17 protein-coding genes are annotated in these 16,470 nt (G+C 57.7%); 4 read left to right on the top strand and 13 right to left on the bottom strand.

Going from position 1 to position 16,470, the window contains the following annotated elements:
- Positions 1 to 86 precede the first annotated feature (86 nt).
- From fliJ to QUE75_RS07180, 11 genes are all read right to left on the bottom strand, one after another.
- Complete coding sequence (gene fliJ, locus QUE75_RS07230) at positions 87 to 530, bottom strand: flagellar export protein FliJ (RefSeq protein WP_286254712.1); 444 nt, start codon at positions 528 to 530, stop codon at positions 87 to 89.
- A complete protein-coding gene (gene fliI, locus QUE75_RS07225; protein WP_106695394.1) occupies positions 530 to 1,921 on the bottom strand; it encodes a flagellar protein export ATPase FliI in 1,392 nt (463 codons plus the stop codon). The genes fliJ and fliI overlap by 1 nt, the downstream gene beginning before the upstream one ends.
- Positions 1,902 to 2,792: a flagellar assembly protein FliH gene (locus QUE75_RS07220; RefSeq protein ID WP_286254709.1), complete on the bottom strand. Its 891-nt coding sequence runs from the start codon at positions 2,790 to 2,792 to the stop codon at positions 1,902 to 1,904. Before QUE75_RS07220 ends, fliI begins: the two co-directional genes overlap by 20 nt.
- Positions 2,792 to 3,838, bottom strand: a complete 1,047-nt coding sequence (gene fliG / locus QUE75_RS07215) for a flagellar motor switch protein FliG (protein WP_106695392.1) — start codon at positions 3,836 to 3,838, stop codon at positions 2,792 to 2,794. Before fliG ends, QUE75_RS07220 begins: the two co-directional genes overlap by 1 nt.
- Complete coding sequence (fliF, locus tag QUE75_RS07210) at positions 3,831 to 5,534, bottom strand: flagellar basal-body MS-ring/collar protein FliF (RefSeq protein WP_106695391.1); 1,704 nt, start codon at positions 5,532 to 5,534, stop codon at positions 3,831 to 3,833. The genes fliG and fliF overlap by 8 nt, the downstream gene beginning before the upstream one ends.
- Before the next feature lie 15 nt (positions 5,535 to 5,549).
- Positions 5,550 to 5,918 (bottom strand): flagellar hook-basal body complex protein FliE, encoded by a 369-nt coding sequence (gene fliE / locus QUE75_RS07205; RefSeq protein WP_072677674.1) that lies wholly within the window; start codon positions 5,916 to 5,918, stop codon positions 5,550 to 5,552.
- A 251-nt stretch (positions 5,919 to 6,169) separates the two neighbouring features.
- Entirely contained in the window at positions 6,170 to 7,627 is a 1,458-nt protein-coding gene (locus QUE75_RS07200; RefSeq protein ID WP_106695390.1) for a sigma-54-dependent transcriptional regulator, read from the bottom strand.
- 25 nt (positions 7,628 to 7,652) lie between these two features.
- Entirely contained in the window at positions 7,653 to 8,891 is a 1,239-nt protein-coding gene (locus QUE75_RS07195; protein WP_286254699.1) for a sensor histidine kinase, read from the bottom strand.
- A gap of 202 nt (positions 8,892 to 9,093) precedes the next feature.
- Positions 9,094 to 10,542, bottom strand: coding sequence for a sigma-54 dependent transcriptional regulator (locus QUE75_RS07190; RefSeq protein WP_061331801.1), 1,449 nt, complete (start codon positions 10,540 to 10,542; stop codon positions 9,094 to 9,096).
- A gap of 70 nt (positions 10,543 to 10,612) precedes the next feature.
- Positions 10,613 to 10,942, bottom strand: a complete 330-nt coding sequence (locus QUE75_RS07185) for a hypothetical protein (RefSeq protein WP_061331918.1) — start codon at positions 10,940 to 10,942, stop codon at positions 10,613 to 10,615.
- Between the two features lie 90 nt (positions 10,943 to 11,032).
- A complete protein-coding gene (locus QUE75_RS07180; RefSeq protein ID WP_286254695.1) occupies positions 11,033 to 12,391 on the bottom strand; it encodes a DUF1329 domain-containing protein in 1,359 nt (452 codons plus the stop codon).
- A 222-nt stretch (positions 12,392 to 12,613) separates the two neighbouring features.
- On the opposite strand from QUE75_RS07180, the gene QUE75_RS07175 reads away from it, so the two are divergent.
- A complete protein-coding gene (locus QUE75_RS07175) occupies positions 12,614 to 13,096 on the top strand; it encodes a DUF6586 family protein (RefSeq protein ID WP_286254693.1) in 483 nt (160 codons plus the stop codon).
- A gap of 61 nt (positions 13,097 to 13,157) precedes the next feature.
- Positions 13,158 to 13,418 (top strand): hypothetical protein, encoded by a 261-nt coding sequence (locus tag QUE75_RS07170; protein WP_072677681.1) that lies wholly within the window; start codon positions 13,158 to 13,160, stop codon positions 13,416 to 13,418.
- Positions 13,419 to 13,424: 6 nt separating this feature from the next.
- On the opposite strand, the gene QUE75_RS07165 is transcribed toward QUE75_RS07170, so the two are convergent.
- A complete protein-coding gene (locus QUE75_RS07165; protein ID WP_138436616.1) occupies positions 13,425 to 13,916 on the bottom strand; it encodes a cell division inhibitor SulA in 492 nt (163 codons plus the stop codon).
- 40 nt (positions 13,917 to 13,956) lie between these two features.
- Entirely contained in the window at positions 13,957 to 14,565 is a 609-nt protein-coding gene (gene lexA / locus QUE75_RS07160; protein WP_058090186.1) for a transcriptional repressor LexA, read from the bottom strand.
- A gap of 166 nt (positions 14,566 to 14,731) precedes the next feature.
- Here lexA and QUE75_RS07155 point away from each other — a divergent pair, with 166 nt between their 5' ends.
- Together QUE75_RS07155 and QUE75_RS07150 are read left to right on the top strand one after the other, a co-directional pair.
- Positions 14,732 to 15,733: an amidoligase family protein gene (locus QUE75_RS07155; RefSeq protein ID WP_286254687.1), complete on the top strand. Its 1,002-nt coding sequence runs from the start codon at positions 14,732 to 14,734 to the stop codon at positions 15,731 to 15,733.
- Positions 15,726 to 16,469, top strand: a complete 744-nt coding sequence (locus tag QUE75_RS07150) for a gamma-glutamyl-gamma-aminobutyrate hydrolase family protein (protein ID WP_286254685.1) — start codon at positions 15,726 to 15,728, stop codon at positions 16,467 to 16,469. The genes QUE75_RS07155 and QUE75_RS07150 overlap by 8 nt, the downstream gene beginning before the upstream one ends.
- Position 16,470: the final 1 nt, after the last annotated feature.

Here is a 16,470-nt window from a genome sequence, read left to right as displayed (position 1 = left end):
CGTTCAGCTTGTACCGTATCTGGGTAAGCATAGCCAAGTTAGCGAAAAATGCATCTGACATTACTGATTGAGATCAACCCGGCATGTCATCGGTTTCGGCGGGTGAAGGCGCGGCCAGCGGCTTCATCCGCCAACTTCTGATCCTTCATGTCCTGGTCCCGCTGTTCCTGTTGGCGGCAGGATTCAATGTACTTTTCCATACCCCGACGTCTCTCCCAGGCCTGCTGCCACTCTTTGCGGCGAACCTCGAACACCTGCTCGGCCTGCTGCAACTGGCGGTTTTGTTGGGCAATCACCTGATCGAGCTGGGCAATAAAGGCTTGCCAGGCCTGCAGGCGAGCCACGGGCACTATCCCCTGCTGGTTGGCACGGATCTGTTCACGGTATTCCTGCTGATAGCGTTCGAGGTTCTCCACCTGCTCCCGATGCGCTTCAGCCTGCTTGCGAGCCTCACCCATGCGCTCCAGGGCTTCCTGCTCCTTTCGTTCTTCCAGGGCGAGTACCGGTTCCAGCCGCCTGGAGCGCAACATCAACCTTCACCACGCTCAGCGGCGGGGTTATGGACGGCGGTCTTGCGCCGTTCTGGCGAGCGGCGCTCCGGAACCACGTCCAGCAACTGCTCTATGCTCTCGCTCAAGGGGGCGGACTCGTTCAGCCCCTGTTGCAGGAATTGCCGCATATTACCGATGTGCTGAATAGCAAAGTCGGTTTCAGGGTCAGAGCCCTTGACGTAAGCACCCACGCTAATCAGGTCCCGAGCCTGCTGGTAACGGGAATACACCTGTTTGAACCGCTGGGCGCGGGAGAAATGTTCGGCCTCGGTAACCTGAGGCATTACTCGACTGATAGACGCTTCCACATCGATGGCCGGGTAATGGCCCTCTTCGGCCAACCGGCGGGACAACACAATATGTCCATCCAGAATCGCCCGGGCAGCATCGGCAATCGGATCCTGCTGGTCATCGCCTTCGGTCAGAACGGTGTAAAAAGCGGTGATGGAGCCACCACCTGGGCGTCCGTTACCGGTGCGTTCAACCAACTGTGGCAATTTGGCGAAGACCGAGGGCGGATAGCCTTTGGTAGCCGGCGGTTCCCCCACGGCCAAGGCGATTTCTCGCTGGGCCTGGGCATAACGGGTAAGAGAATCCATCAACAGCAGCACCCGTTTACCCTGATCACGATAGTACTCGGCAATACGGGTGGTCAGCATGGCGGCCCGCAGCCTCATCAGCGGTGAATCATCCGCCGGTGCAGCCACCACAACCGAGCGGGCCAGACCTTCCTCGCCCAGAATGTCCTCAATGAACTCCTTGACCTCCCGGCCCCGCTCACCAATCAAGCCAACCACGGTGATATCGGCGTCGGTAAACCGGGTCATCATGCCAAGCAGCATACTTTTACCCACACCGCTGCCGGCGAACAGCCCCAGCCGCTGGCCCTGGCCCACGGTCAGCAAGGCGTTGATCGCCCGGATACCCACATCCATAGACTGGCGCACGGGAGCCCGGTTCAGTGGGTTAATGATGTCTCCAGTCAGCTGGACCCTGGCCTCAGCCTGCAAAGGCCCTTTGCCATCCAACGGATCGCCGGCACCGTTCACTACCCGCCCCAGCATTTGCGGGCCGACCGGCACCAGGCTGGCCGATGACAGTGGAATCACCCTGGCGCCGGGCTTCAAGCCTTCGATGGCCGTTAGCGGCATCAGGTAAACCTTGTCTTCCTCGAAGCCAACCACTTCTGCTTCCACACTGCCGCTGCCTTCACCCTGAATGATGCAACGATCACCCACCACCATCGGGCAGCCAACACACTCGAGCGTCAGGCCCACCATGCGGGTCAGTCGACCAGACAATTCCGGTTCGGGTTCAGCAACAATGGCGCCCTGAAGCTGGCGCAGGCGTTCAGCCAGGCGGTAGGTCATCGTCCTCGCCCTGCTCTGGTGCGGCATTCTGCAAATCGGTCTCGGGACTGGTCATGTCGGATTCGCTCAGGACGTCCCGATGAAAATCGCTCCGGTCCCCCATGATTGAACCCAGCTCTTCATCTTCGGCGCCGGCGTGATTACTCAACTGCTCCTCAAGCATGCCCTGTACCGCCCGCTGAAAGCGTTTTTCAACGGTGTAGTCCACCAGACTGTGGCGGGACTCTACTTTACATCCGCCAGGCATCAGGGTGTCGTCTTCGATGATCGAGGGGCTGACCTCCAACCGTTCGGCCACTTCGCGAACCGGCTCAAGGTCATCCGGGTGAATATGTATTCGAAGGTTGTCCGCGGTGGAAGGCAAGGCCGCGAGGGCCTTACGGACCACGTGGCGAATCTGGGAAGAGTCCAGGCTCAGCTCCCGGTATACCACCGCCCTGGCCAGCACCGTGGTCAGGTTGACCAAGACAGATTCCAACTCTTCCTCATGACGCTGGATCGGCAACAATAGCTCACCCAGCAAATGCTCCAGGCGATCAACCCGGGATTCCACTTCCTTTCGAGTCGCTTCTTCGGCCTGCTGCTGGCCCTGTTCCCGACCTTCTGCTTCACCGGCCTGAAGCCCCTGCTGATGACCGTCCGCTCGACCTTTCTCGAAGCCGTCCTGGTAACCCGCCTCCCGGCCTTCCTGAAAGCCGTCTTCCCTGGCCGCCTGGCGAATCTCTTCAAGATCCCCCGCCGTCAGCGGTTTAACTTCCTGCTCTTTAACCACCTGATTGCCCCGCTCATCAAGCAGGGGAAGTTCCCACCGTTCCCAGGCGGTCAGCTGTTCTTTTGGAATACGCTTGGTGTCCTGGTCTGAATCTTTCATCACATCATTTCTTCACCGGCACCGCCGAGGGATATCTCACCGGCTTCTGCCATACGGCGGGCCACGGTAATGATGTCCTTCTGGGCAGCTTCCACTTCGCTGACTTTCACCGGACCTTTCGCTTCCAGATCGTCCTGCAGAAGCTCAGCAGCGCGCTTGGACATGTTTTTGAAGATCTTATCCTGAACTGCGTCATCAGCGCCCTTGAGCGCAACCACCAGCACTTCCGAAGATACTTCCCGGAGCAGCGCCTGAATGCCGCGGTCGTCCACTTCCTTGAGGTTGTCGAAGACAAACATCAGGTCTTCAATGGTGGAGGCAAGGTCCGGGTCCATGTCCTTGATGGAGTCCATCAGGTTGCCTTCAATGCCACGGTCCATGAAGTTCATGATATCCGCCGCCCGCTTGACACCGCCTATTCGGCTGGTCTGGGCTGCGGAACCGCCAGAGAACTGTTTTTCGAGGATGTCGTTGAGTTCCTGCAGGGCCTGGGGCTGGATGCTTTCCAGAGAGGCTACCCGCATCATGACATCAAGCCGGACTTTTTCATCCAGGGTTGCCAGAATTTCGGCGGCCTGGTCCGGATCAAGGTAGGAAATGACGATGGCCTGAATCTGTGGGTGTTCGTAACGGATAATATCGCCAACGGCCCTTGGCTCCATCCATTTCAGGGTATCCAGGCCCGTGGTATTGCCACCCACAAGGATCCGGTCAATCAGGCTGGCGGCTTTGTCATCGCCCAGGGCCTGGGTCAGCATGGCCCGGATGTAATCGTCGTTACCAACCCCGAGCCCGGTCTGGCCGCCCACGGCCTCGACGAATTGGTTCAACACAAAGGTAACGTCGTCTTTACTGATGTCCCTCATCTGGGCCATGGCAACGCCTACGCGCTGGACTTCTTTCGGGCCCATGTGTTTGAGCACCTCGGCGGCGTCTGCTTCACCCAGGGACATTAACAGTATGGCCGCCTGCTCCACACGCGGAATCTTGCGCTGCTGTTTTCTGGGGGCATTATCCCCCTGGAACTGAGCATTCTCTTCAGTCATCGACATTCACCCACTGGCGCATGACCTGAGCAACCCTGGCCGGGTCTTCCGCAATCAGGCCTTTGAGAGCATTCAATTGCCTATCATAACTGTCTGTGGCACCCGGCAAAAGCAGATCATCCTGGGCTGACATGGCGTCTCTGAGAGCGTCGCCGCCCTCGATACTGTCAAGGCCACCATAGCCGCCACTATCGGAATCATCACCGCGTTCTCTGGTTCCCGCGCCAGAAAGGCTCTTGAGCGTGGGCCGTAACAAGCCCAACACCAGAATCAGAATCACCAGACCGGCCAGAATCTGTTTCATAAGATCCCAGAACCAGGGCTGTTCCCAGAATCCCGGCGTGTCAAACTCCACCGCATCTTCCGGTGAAAACGCCGTGTTCATCACCGTCACACTGTCGCCTCGGGCTGCCGAGTAACCGACCGCATCCCGCACCAGCATACTCAGGCGCTGAAGTTCGGATTCCGGCCAGGGCTCGTAGCTAACCTGCCCGGTTTCCGGGTTCACCACCTTCATGTCATCCACTGCCAGAGCAACGGTTACCCGCTTGATACCGCCCAACTGCTGACGGGTATAGCTGACGGTGCGGTCCAGTTCGTAGTTTCGGGTGGATTCACGACGCACATTCACCGGAGGTGCCGCCGGAGCACCATCGCCTTCCTGGCCCGCTACCTGTTCGGGCACGGTTGCATTGCCCGGGGGCTGGTTGCTGAGCGCACCGGGAATACCGCCATTCGCGCCGGCACCGCGTTGTTCGCTCAGCTCACGTTCGCTGCGCACCGCCTGCTGTTCCGGGTTGTACAGTTCTTCCGCCCGTTCCACGGCGGAGAAATCGAGATCTGCGGTGACTTCCGTGCGGAAGCGGCCATTGCCGACAATCGGCGCAATCATTGACGCTACCCGGCGCGTCAGGCGGTCTTCAACCCGCGCCGTATACTCGTACTGGTCTTTCATCTGGTCGGCATTGGCCCGGGTTTCGTCCCCGGTCAGCAGATTGCCGTTCTGGTCCACCACCGTGACCTGTTCCCGGCTCATCATCGGCACGCTGCCGGCGACCAGGTTAACAATGGCACGGATCTGTTCCTGTTCGGGCCGGCGACCGGCAAACACTTCCAGGAACACCGACGCCGTCGGCTCCCGGGCATCGCGGATAAACACCGAACGCTCGGGAATGGCCAGGTGTACCCGGGCATTGCGCACACCACGCATGGTGGCGATGGTGCGGGCCAGCTCACCCTCGAGACCACGGCGATAACTGATGGTTTCCATGAACTGGGAGGTACCCAGCCCCCGGTCCTGATCCAGCAACTCGTAACCGATGGTGCGCCGATCGGTCACCCCTTCGGCGGCCAGTTTCAGGCGGGCGTTATGAACTTCATTGGAGGGAACCAGAAGCGCGCCGGTGCGCGGGTCCATACGGTACTTGATGCCATTGCTGTCCAGAATCGTCGTGACATCCTGAGGGTTGTAGGCAGAGAGATCCCCCACAACCGGCTGGTAGTTGGGCTCCTGGGCCCAAAGCACCACGGCAACCCCCAGCGCAACACTGGCCGCCAGGCCGACCATCAGGCCAACCTGTCGCAACAGGTTCAGGCGGTTGAAACCCAGCAGAAGGTTGCTGCGGCTTTCAGGTGCATCCGCGTCCTGGGTTGCCGGCACGTCAGAGGCAGTGGTTTGTGCTGGTACGCTTGCCATGCGGGTGCTCCGTTATCAGATCGGCATATTCATGATGTCTTCGTACGCTCGTACCACCCGGTTACGCACCTGGGTGAGGGCCTCGAAAGACACACTGGATTTCTGGGCAGCAATCATCACTCGGGTAATATCGACATTGGGGTCTCCCATGTCGTAAGCCGTGCGCAGGTCGTTAGCCTGCTTCTGGGCATCATTCACACTGTTGACCGCATTGCCCAGCATATCGCTGAAACTGGGAATTTCCCGGGGTTCCTGAACGTTGCGCGGGCCGTCAACACGGCCACGAACCGATTGATCCTGCTCAATACGCTGGTTCTGCATCATCTGGGAACGCAGGGAACGGATATCTGACAGAACGCTGTTGATGTCGGCACGCTGAACCATATTTCTCTCCACACTAACCAGGCTAAGCCCTCGGGCTTCACTTGTTCGTTACATGGAGAGGACTAAGCAAATGGCAGGCCAGGAACACTTTACCTTTCTAATTCAATAGATTGAGGATCATTAATGTCAGAGGGCGTTAATCAGTGACGGACATTTGACGGAGACAGGTAGCAAGGACAGGCGCATAAAAAAACGGCACCCCGTAGGGTGCCCGAAGGAGTATAGGTCTCGACAACAAACAAAAACGGCTTTTAGGCCAACGCAAGTTCGGACTCAAGGTCGATTCCGGCATCGCGCATCTGGGCCAGCTTGTAGCGGAGCGTTCTGGGACTGATCCCCAGTTGCTCTGCGGCCCGGTTACGACGGCCCCGTTCTTTCCTGAGCGTCTGGATAATAATACGGAACTCCTGCTGTCGCAGATCATCCCCCAGTGAACCGGCCTCGTGAAGCTCTTCACTGAGCGGTTCCGGTGCCGACTCCATCGGAACGGACTGGCTGGGTTCGGGCTCTGACGGCTGGTGATGAATCTGTGGTGCGACACTGTGCAAACCCGGTGAACTGAAATCGGCCCGGCCAGTGATCCCCAGCTCCAGGCACAAATCGCCCTCGTGAATCACATTGCCCTGCTGCAACACCAGCGCTCGCTGAATGGCATTATCAAGTTCACGAACATTACCAGGCCAGCCATGGCTGATCAGGGCCTTGCGGGCATCCTCCGCCAGGGCGATACCGGTAAGCTTCATTTTCCGGCAGTGCTTCTTGAGCAGGAATTTGGCCAGCGGCAGTATATCCAGCGGCCGTTCCCTCAGAGGCTGCCAGTGCATGGGGAACACCGTTAGCCGGTAATACAGGTCTTCACGGAACTTGCCCTCACGGACGTAATCCGCCAGGTCGCGGTTGGTGGTTGCCACGACACGAACATCCAGCGGGATGGTTTTTCGCCCGCCTACCCTCTCCACTTCACGCTCCTGCAACACCCGTAGGAGTTTAGACTGCAAGCCAAGCTCCATTTCGGAAATTTCGTCCAGCAGGATGGTGCCGCCATTGGCCTGCTCAAACTTGCCCGGGGACGACGCCACCGCACCGGTGAAGGCCCCTTTTTCATGACCAAACAGTATGGCCTCAAGCATGTTCTCGGGAATGGCGGCACAGTTAATCGCCACAAAGGGCTGATCTGCCCGGGGCGACTGCTGGTGAATATAGCGGGCCAGCACTTCTTTACCGGTGCCACTCTCACCGGAGATCATGACCGTGGAATCACTGCCGGCAACTTTCGCCGCCAACTGGAACATTCTTTTGCTGATAGGATCTTCCGCCACCGGTTCGTCACCGGATTTGGGTTTTGCTCCGCCAACCACCCTGGTGACCGCCTCCACCAGAACCTGAGGCTCGAAGGGTTTGACCAGATAATCAATGGCTCCGGACTGCATGGCAGACACCGCGTGGCTGATCTGGCCATAGGCAGTGATCAGCATCATCGGCAGCCCGGGATAATGACGCTGTACTTCCGCCAGCAGCTCGTGACCAGACATTCCCGGCATGTTGACGTCGCTGACCACCATATCGACGGGGTCGCGAGCCAGGGCGGCAAGCGCCTCCTGGCCGCTGGCAGCTTCCCGCACCCGGAACTTTGCCAGCTCCAGGGTCGTGACCAGCGCCTCCCGCAGGTCCCTGTCATCCTCAACAATCAGAATCTGGGCCTTCGCCATGGTATCTGCCTCCAACGTCTATTCGTTATGCTCTGTCGGCCAGGGTCGGCAGCTGCAGTGTCGCCACTGCGCCGCCCTGCTCCGGCGAGAAAATAGAAAACCGGCCATTATGGGCCTTGACCACCGCCTGCACCACGGCCAGGCCTAGACCGGTGCCGTGAGACTTGGTGGTGTAAAATGCTTCGGTGATCCTTCCAGACTGCTCTTTCGAAAAGCCCGGGCCATTGTCCAGCACCCGTATCTCCATACCTTGAGCGGAGGACGCCAGCTGAACTTGCACGTCGGTGGCACCGGCTTCCAGGCTGTTGTTCACCAGGTTCATGCAGGCGCCGACCAGGGCATCGCGGTTGCACATCAATCGGCACTGGTCATCTATCCGGCTGTCCAGTGTCACATCAATACCACTGGCGGGTTTCAGGCCCTCAACGGCCGCTGACAGGGAGACCACCAGCTTGCCGGCCGACAACTCCTCCGCCAGGCGGGTTTCGCCACGGGCGAAAATCAGCATGTCCCGCACCTGCTGCTCCAGGTGAGTCAACCTCGACATCAGTCGTGAAGCGCACCGTTGACGCAGCTCTTCGTCCAGATCCGGCTGGCTCAGGTGACCGCCGTATAAAATGGCGGCAGACAACGGAGTGCGGATCTGATGGGCCAGGGACGCCACCATCCGGCCCATGGCAGACAGGCGCTGGGCATGTGCCAATTGCGACTGCAGCTGCCGGGTCTCGGTCAGGTCGGTTAACAGAATCAACTGGCCGGGCTGGTTTTCCATGGTCCGGATTTCAATGCTGACGCGCCGGCCATCTTTGAGGGACACTTCGTGACCGTCATCGCTGCGGGGAGAAAAGCAGCGTCGGATAACATCCACCCAACGCTCGCCATCCAGGGGCTCCCCCAACAGCGCAATGGCCGCCGGATTGCACTGGCTGACCACGCCTTGCTGATCCAGCACCACCACGCCAGCCGGCAGGGCCTTGAGCAGAGTCGACAACCGGTCTGCCAACTGTTCCTTTTCCTCCAACTCCTGTTGACGCTGAAGCGTCTCGTGGGAGAGTTCACCGGAAAGCTGGTTTACGCGGGATTCCAGGGTTCGGTAGGAGTCGGTAATCTGCCGGGACATGCGATTAAACAACTCAAGCGCAGAGTCCACGGCCTCATCACCCTGTTGTGGAAACAGAGCGGTGACCTTGTCATTAACATCAGCAGCGGCATTGGCACCTGACTTCTGGTGACCGGATTCCATGGCAACGCGTGCGTGACTCATAACCTTCCCCCTGACGAGCCCTGACCGGGCCAACGGATCTTTCGTTCAGGTTTGGTAAAGCCAACACTGTGCCAACTTGAATTTTATTATATTTTTTAGAGTGTTAAGAAAAATACAAACTGGAGACCGACAAGTTTCCGTCGGTCAGAAATGCGAACGGCGCCGAAGGTTACAAACCTTTGACGCCGCTCAGGGGGAGCGATCAACCTTCGTCTGACTCTTCCCGAAGGCCGTATTTTCGGACTTTTTCCACCAGGGTGGTACGGCGGATTCTGAGTTTCTCGGCCGCCCGCGCCACTACGCCGGCAGCTTCATCAAGCGCCTGCTGAATGAGCTGCTTCTCCAGATTGGAGAGGTAATCCTTGAGATCGATACCGTTCACCGGCAACAGGGCCGGCGCATCCAGCCCCACCAGGCCGGGAATGGCCGATGGCATGCCGGTGTCCTCTACCGGACGATTCTCGTCATAGTCGTCCACGTAGCGGAACTTTTTGGGCAGCTCCTGCACACCAATCACGCCGTAGGGATGCATGATCGCCAAACGCTCCACCAGGTTCGCCAGCTCCCGCACGTTACCCGGCCAGTCATGGCGACACAAGCTCATGATGGCAGCGGAGTTCATCCGCAGTGAGCCGCGCTTCTCTTTCTCCATCCGGGAGATCAGCTCATTGATCAGCAACGGTATGTCTTCAACCCGCTCTCGCAGCGCCGGCATTTCAATGGGAAATACATTGAGACGGTAATAGAGGTCTTCCCGGAAATCGCCGGATTCAATCATGTCTTCGAGATGCTTGTGAGTGGCGGCAATCACCCGCACATCAGCAGACTGGGTACGGTTACTGCCCACACGCTCAAAGGTACGCTCCTGCAACACCCGCAGAATCTTAACCTGCATGTTCAGCGGCATATCCCCGATTTCGTCCAGGAACAGGGTGCCTCCTTCGGCCAACTCAAAACGCCCTACCCGGGCGGTAATGGCGCCGGTAAAGGCTCCTTTCTCATGCCCGAACAGTTCGCTCTCCAGCAACTCTGCGGGAATGGCGCCGCAGTTGACCGGCACAAAAGGCTTATCCCGGCGGGAGGAATGATAATGCAGGTTACGGGCGACCACTTCCTTGCCAGTGCCGGATTCACCGGTGATCAGAACGCTGACGTCTTTATCAGCCACCTGTTCCATCAACTGGCGCACCTGCTGAACCTTGCGACTGGTGCCCACCAGACTGCGGAACAACTGAACACCCCGCTGCTGCCCCCGCTCCTTGCTGCGACTGAACTGGTCGTGGTAGATCTGGGCCCGGTAGAGTGAATCCACAAACTTGGTGTAGTTCAGGGGCCATTCCATCCTGGCGATAATGCGGTTCGCATCGTCTTCTGACACGCCCTTGAGATCCGGGTCACCCACCAGAAGAATCGGTAGCCCCTGGGCCAGTTTGCACACCCTCTGAACATGCGCGGTGCTGGCGGCTTCTTCGCCGTTGATCACGGCTACGCCGATACTTTCTTTGGTCTGCTCGTCGTCACTCTCCAAAAGCGCCAATGCTTCGTCACCGGCCAGCACCTGCTCTTCGCCGACAAATTCGAGAATGGTGATCAGGTCCCTGCGCCTGGAGTCATCCTCACTCAGCACCAGCACTTTGTTATTTTTGGACATTCACGAGAATCTCTTTGGGAATTTGTGCGGTATTTAAGACTGTATAAGCTCAGGAGTCAATTTTATGACGCTATCTTTGGCGGTTTGTTGAAACGTTCTGATAAGCACGGGCCGCCGTACGGTTTTCATTGACGCCCTTGAGCGATTCCCGGGCTTCATCCCGGGCCTTGACCGCAGCCTGGTTTGCCGCTTCCACGAACTGATTCAAAGCGTCCAGGCGGTCCCTGATCAGGGCCGGATCGATGCGCCCCTGTTCCAGCTCCACCATTAACGGTTCAATTGCGGGTTTAACGCGGGCATTCAGTTCCGCAAGTTGCTCCCAGTCCTGGGCAGCGAGGGCCTGGTCCAGCTCGGACCGGAGTTGATCAAGACTTTCAAGAAGAGCCTGGGGGTCTGCCATAGGATGTACTCCACATTTCAACAGGATGTCGGAGCCTGGCAGTCGGTTGAGGCGGGTGCTGCCCATAAGCAGGCAGCACCCGGGGAAGGTTTACCGGCGCGCGGCCCTGCGGGCGGCGGCAGCGGTAAATTCGTTGCCCCGATACCCAGGCTCAAAATTATAGGCCGGGTAGCCGTTATCCAGGCCATCGATGTAGTAACGCTGTGCTTTCAGATCATACGTCATTTCCATGGTGGTCCAGAAGACCGGCACACTGTAATAGACAATGTTGTGGGCTTCGGATACACGCCAGAGTTCGCCAGCCTCGTTATATTCTTCCGTGGCCAGAATCTGCCAGCTGTCCTCATCAATGTAGTAAACGCGGCGATCATAGATATGGCTGATGCCGGTGCGTCGCTTCGCCTCGACTACCCACACCCGGTGAAGCTCGTATCGGGTCAGGTCCTGATTGATGTGGTTCGGCCGGATCACGTCATTTGGACGAACACTTTCATCGTGCAGTTTGTAGGCGTTGTAGGGAACGATCAGTTCACGCTTGCCCTTGAGTTCCCAGTCGTACTGGTTAGGGGCACCGTTGTACATGTCCTTCTGGTCGACTGAACGCAGTGACGATGAGTTCGGCAGATCCGTCTCATAGGCCAGATTCGGGGACCGGCGCAAACGGCGGGAACCGGAATCGTAACGCCATGCCAGTCGCGGTGAGCGAACCTGGTCAAGGGTTTCATGAACCAGGGTAATAGTGCCAGCCAGGCTGGACGGCGCGACGGTTTCGGTTTTCAGGTAGAAAATCTTGTTATCAATGTCTTCCAGCTCAGCACCGGGGCGACTGTAGGCGAAGAAATAGTCGTACTGGTTAACGACCGGGTTGAACGAGCCGTCCCGCTGCGGCGTAGCCGATGCACTGCGGAACGACAGTTCCTCACCCCGGTACCGGAGAATATGGTTCCAGATCGCTTCCAGGCCGTTCTGTGGAATGGGGAACGGACTGGTCATGATGGTGTCTCGAACACCGTTACCGTTATCCAGAAGTTCAGCTGTCAGTGCGTTGTGGTAAAACTTCTCGTAGACATGCTCGGGGAACGCTGCTGTTCGGCGGGCCTGGTACACCGGCATGAAAAATTCCGGGCCGTATTGCTCCAGCATCTGAATGTGGCCGTCCGACAGTATGTCCCGGTACTGGTCCAGATTGTCACGGGTAATAACGTACAGCGCTTCGTCTTCCGGGAACGGGTTAATCTCTACGGTGCCTTCGCGCCAATTGGCCGGGGGTGAAGCCAACCCGCCAGTCCAAGCCGGAATGGTGCCAGACTCGTTACCCGCCCGCTCTGCACCCACCGGCGTGAGATCATTCTTCAAACGCTCGGCCTCTGCCGGCGACACCTTTGCCAAGGCCGGACCTGAACACCCCAATACCGCCGCTGCAATAGCAGCAATTATCCGGTTCCGCATCCTTATTACCTCCAATAATGGACCACAAGACGATCAAAGCTTGTTCAATCTGTGCGCCTTTTTGCCAGTTTCAAACGACCGTTTCAAGTGATTGTTTGTAGTTTCTTGTGAAATGCAGCTATTACGGGGAGCCCAGGGGAGGAGAAATTTGCGCGCAAAAATGATAGACTCTGGCGGTTGTTCTAATTGGACTCTTGAACGCTCACGTAGTGCGGGTGGTAGATGGCATCACAATGGTACTCACTGGTAGCCCAAAAGCTTTTTCTGGCCAACACCTTACTCGCCAGGCTTGAGTCGGACACCAAGCGCTCCGCTGCGGAAACGGAAGCGCTGTCTCAGGGCTCCGCCGAGCTCCTGCTACGGGCAAGGCGAACGCTGCTGGTGATGATTGCGCGATACCATCAGCACAAAGCCGAAAAACCGCAGACACTGGCAGAACTGGAAACACTGTTTCCTTACGAGGTACACGAGACCCGGCTTTTGAGAGAACTGGCGGACACATCGGGAAGCTGGTGGAACCATCTTGATCAGGTTGAATCGGCTTTGAGCCAGCCTCCGACCACACGCAAGAATGTTACCGAAGAGAATATCATCGCGGTTTCAGTCGAACAGGGCCCGGACCGGTCCGCCGCCACACTCAGAAAGACCCTGACGGCCATGACTGAACTGGCCAAACGGCTTGAGGAACAACACAGCGAGTGGTAGCCCCACCCTGTTGGTTAAATTCCCACACCGAATCGAATACACCAAGACAAAGGTTGAACGAATGTCACCATCGTTTTTTGAAATCGTACAACTTGCCAATGGCGACTACGCCTTGCGCCGCATTGATGACGACGCAGCGCCGTTGGTGCGCATTTCCTTCTCGCAGGAGGCCAGGGAAATGATGGAAGACCGTGACATGAGCGTAGCCAAGGCGATGATTGCGGCAGGGATTGAGGCCGCCGGCAATATCGCACACGATATTGACTGGGACGATGACGACAATGATCTGGCCGAACCCCAGCCCCAATACACCCTCCACTGAACTCCTTTACCGATGACGCAGCACCACGCCGTGGCTGCTACCTTGCGCCGAAGCCTTTTGAAGGGACTCAAAGGCTGAACGCCCGAGCTTGTTAGTCCAGAGCACCACCGCATGACAGGTACCGGCACTCAAAGCACGCTCAGCCAGCTGCTGTGCTGAGTAATCGTTGGTTGAGCGCAATACCAGCAACTCACTGGCCACAATACCGTGCATTTTCTGCCACTTGCCAACCAGGGACTGTGGCGGGTCAATCAGTGCCAGCCAGCGCTTCTCCTGGTTCAGCTGGGTGAGCATAGGGAGCAGCAACTGGACGTTCTCTACCTGGCCTTCAGGAAGAATAATTTCCGTCACGTTACCGCCAAAATCCCTGGTTCCCCGACCGACGTCTGACGATGAGTGAAGGGCTGTGGACCGTGCTTTTCCTGTAGACACCGTGCGGGCGGGCATGATGGCCGCCGGCTGGAACGCCATGTTCTGAGTGAAGCTTAACTGTTCCATTGCTCACCTACCTGCGCTAATCGTTTCTTATTGCTGGTTATCAATGCAAATCTGATCGGCGGATCACGCCCACACCCAGACCTTCGATAAACAACTCCTGTTCGGCCAGATCAATTTCAATCGGGGCAAACTCTTCGTTTTCCGCAATCAACCAGACCTTTGAGCCGTCCCTGCGAAACCGCTTTACCGTCACTTCTTCACCAACCCTGGCCACAACCACCTGCCCGTTATGGACATCCTGAGTGCGATGTACTGCGAGCAAATCACCGTCGAGAATGCCAATGTCTTTCATGCTCATGCCGCGCACCCGGAGCAGGTAATCGGCGGATGGCGAGAAAAATTCCGGCTGCAAAGTGCAGTGCTCTTCAATGTGTTCCTGGGCGAGAATCGGGCTGCCCGCCGCAACCTGGCCGACAACCGGTAACCCCGGGTCCTGCTCCACTTCCGGCAGTCGAATCCCCCTGCTGGCACCGGGCACCATTTCGATGGCGCCTTTCCTGGCCAGGGCCCGCAAGTGCTCCTCTGCCGCATTGGCGGAGCGGAACCCCAGTTCGGCAGCGATTTCTGCCCGCGTTGGCGGGTAACCGGTTTCGTCTACGTACCGCCGGATGATATCCAGCACCTGGGACTGTCGCGCGGTCAGCTTCATGCATGTACTCCGGGTTTTTCATCCTGGTTTTATATACAGTGATTTGACTATATACAGTGTTTTATCCAGTGTAAAGCCCGATTGAAATTTTCTGTCATGTAATCGGGCCGCTGCATATCGGTGTGTTATGGTTTAAGTCCGCGAATTATATGGATGCAAGGTGCCAATGAATTCGACAGAGCGTTGTGCGATGCCGGAGCGGCTTCGTAATCATCAAGGAGAAGAGCGTAGAGTTGGCGTGGAGATTGAACTCTCCGGCCTGGGCTACGATGAGCTGGTCGAGCATGTCGCCCGCCTGCTCAAAGGCACCCCAGAGCTGGAGTCGCGTTATGTCAGCCGCCTGGAGACTGACGCCGGAACCTTCACCATTGAGCTGGACTCTGACCCCGTGAAGGATCTTGACCTGGCGGACGAACGCCTGCCCGAGTCAATCCGCGAACTGGGCACCCACGCCATGGATGTCATCGATTTTGCCGCCGAGCGCATTGTGCCTCTTGAGATTGTCGGCCCACCTCTGCCCTTTTTCAGACTGGGTCTGATCGAAGAACTGGTAGACGAGCTGCGCGACCTTGGCGCGGAAGGCAGCCGGGAAGCGATTTACTTTGCTTTCGGCCTGCAACTCAATCCCGAACTGCCGGACCTGGAACCCGCAACCATTGTCACCTACCTGCAGGCCTTCGCGGCACTTTATGACTGGCTCAAATCCCGGCATCAGATTGACATAAGCCGAAAATTTACCACTTACATCGAGCCCTGGAGCAGCCGTTACACGGATATGCTGATGGCGGAAGATTATGCTCCCGACCAGGCCTCGCTGATGAAAGACTACCTGAACTTCAACCCAACGCGGAACAAGGCCCTGGACCTTCTGCCACTGTTTGCACACCTGGATTCAGAGCTGTTGCAAGACTATGTGGACGACCCGAGAATCAAGAGCCGGCCGACTCTGCACTACCGGTTACCCGATTGCGATATCGACAACCCCCGATGGCATTTTTCCACGGTCTGGAACGACTGGGTGGTACTGGAGCGAATCGCAAACCATCCAGAGCACCTGAAAGAACTCAGGGAACTGTTCCGCGAAGCCCGGAAATTCAGTTTTCGCAATCTCACCCGCTCATGGCGCGACACCACGGAACAATGGCTTAAACAGCGCGGTTATGTCTGAGACCTCAGAAGCACCAGAATCGCCGGGGATCACCATTGGCATCAGCGGCCCCGCCAGGCGCAGCACCGCCCACAGACTGATCAATCTGGGCCTGCGGCTGCATGGCGCCCACACGCACTACATTCGCCCCGGATCCAGCACGGACGTCTCCCTGCTCGATGGCCTGGTGCTGTCTGGCGGCACCCACGTACACCCCAACCGCTATGACCAACAGCCACAAGTGACCGCAAGATACGACCTGAAACGGGACGAAACCGACTTCAGGCTGCTCAAGCAAGCCGAGGAAATAGACATTCCGGTACTGGGTATATGCCGCGGCGCCCAGTTCATCAATGTCTTTCATGGTGGGTCGTTGTGTCAGAACGTGACCCCGCTGCGAATGAAAACCCGTCACCGCCCTTTGCTGCTCCCCCTTCAAACGGTCCAGCTGGTCCAGGACAGCCGGATAGGCCGGCTGATGCACAGCACCCTGATTGGTGCGAACCGTATTCACAGCCAGGCGATTAAACACCTGGGGCGGAATCTCAGGGTAACGGCACTGGACAACGACCTGTTTGTGCAGGCCATCGAAAACACCGGGCAACAATGGTTGATGGGGGTTCAGTGGCATCCGGAATACCTGCTGTATCACACCGGCCACCGGCGGATTTTCAGCCACTTTGTGCATGCCGCCCGGGCTCGGAAACTGGAGCGGCTGCAAAGCCAAGATATGGCCTTTGGCCAACAAGGAGACTGAT

The organism is Marinobacter shengliensis, from assembly GCF_030297115.1.
Taxonomy (GTDB): Bacteria; Pseudomonadota; Gammaproteobacteria; order Pseudomonadales; family Oleiphilaceae; genus Marinobacter; species Marinobacter shengliensis.
This window is presented reverse-complemented; position numbering and strand designations above follow the sequence as displayed.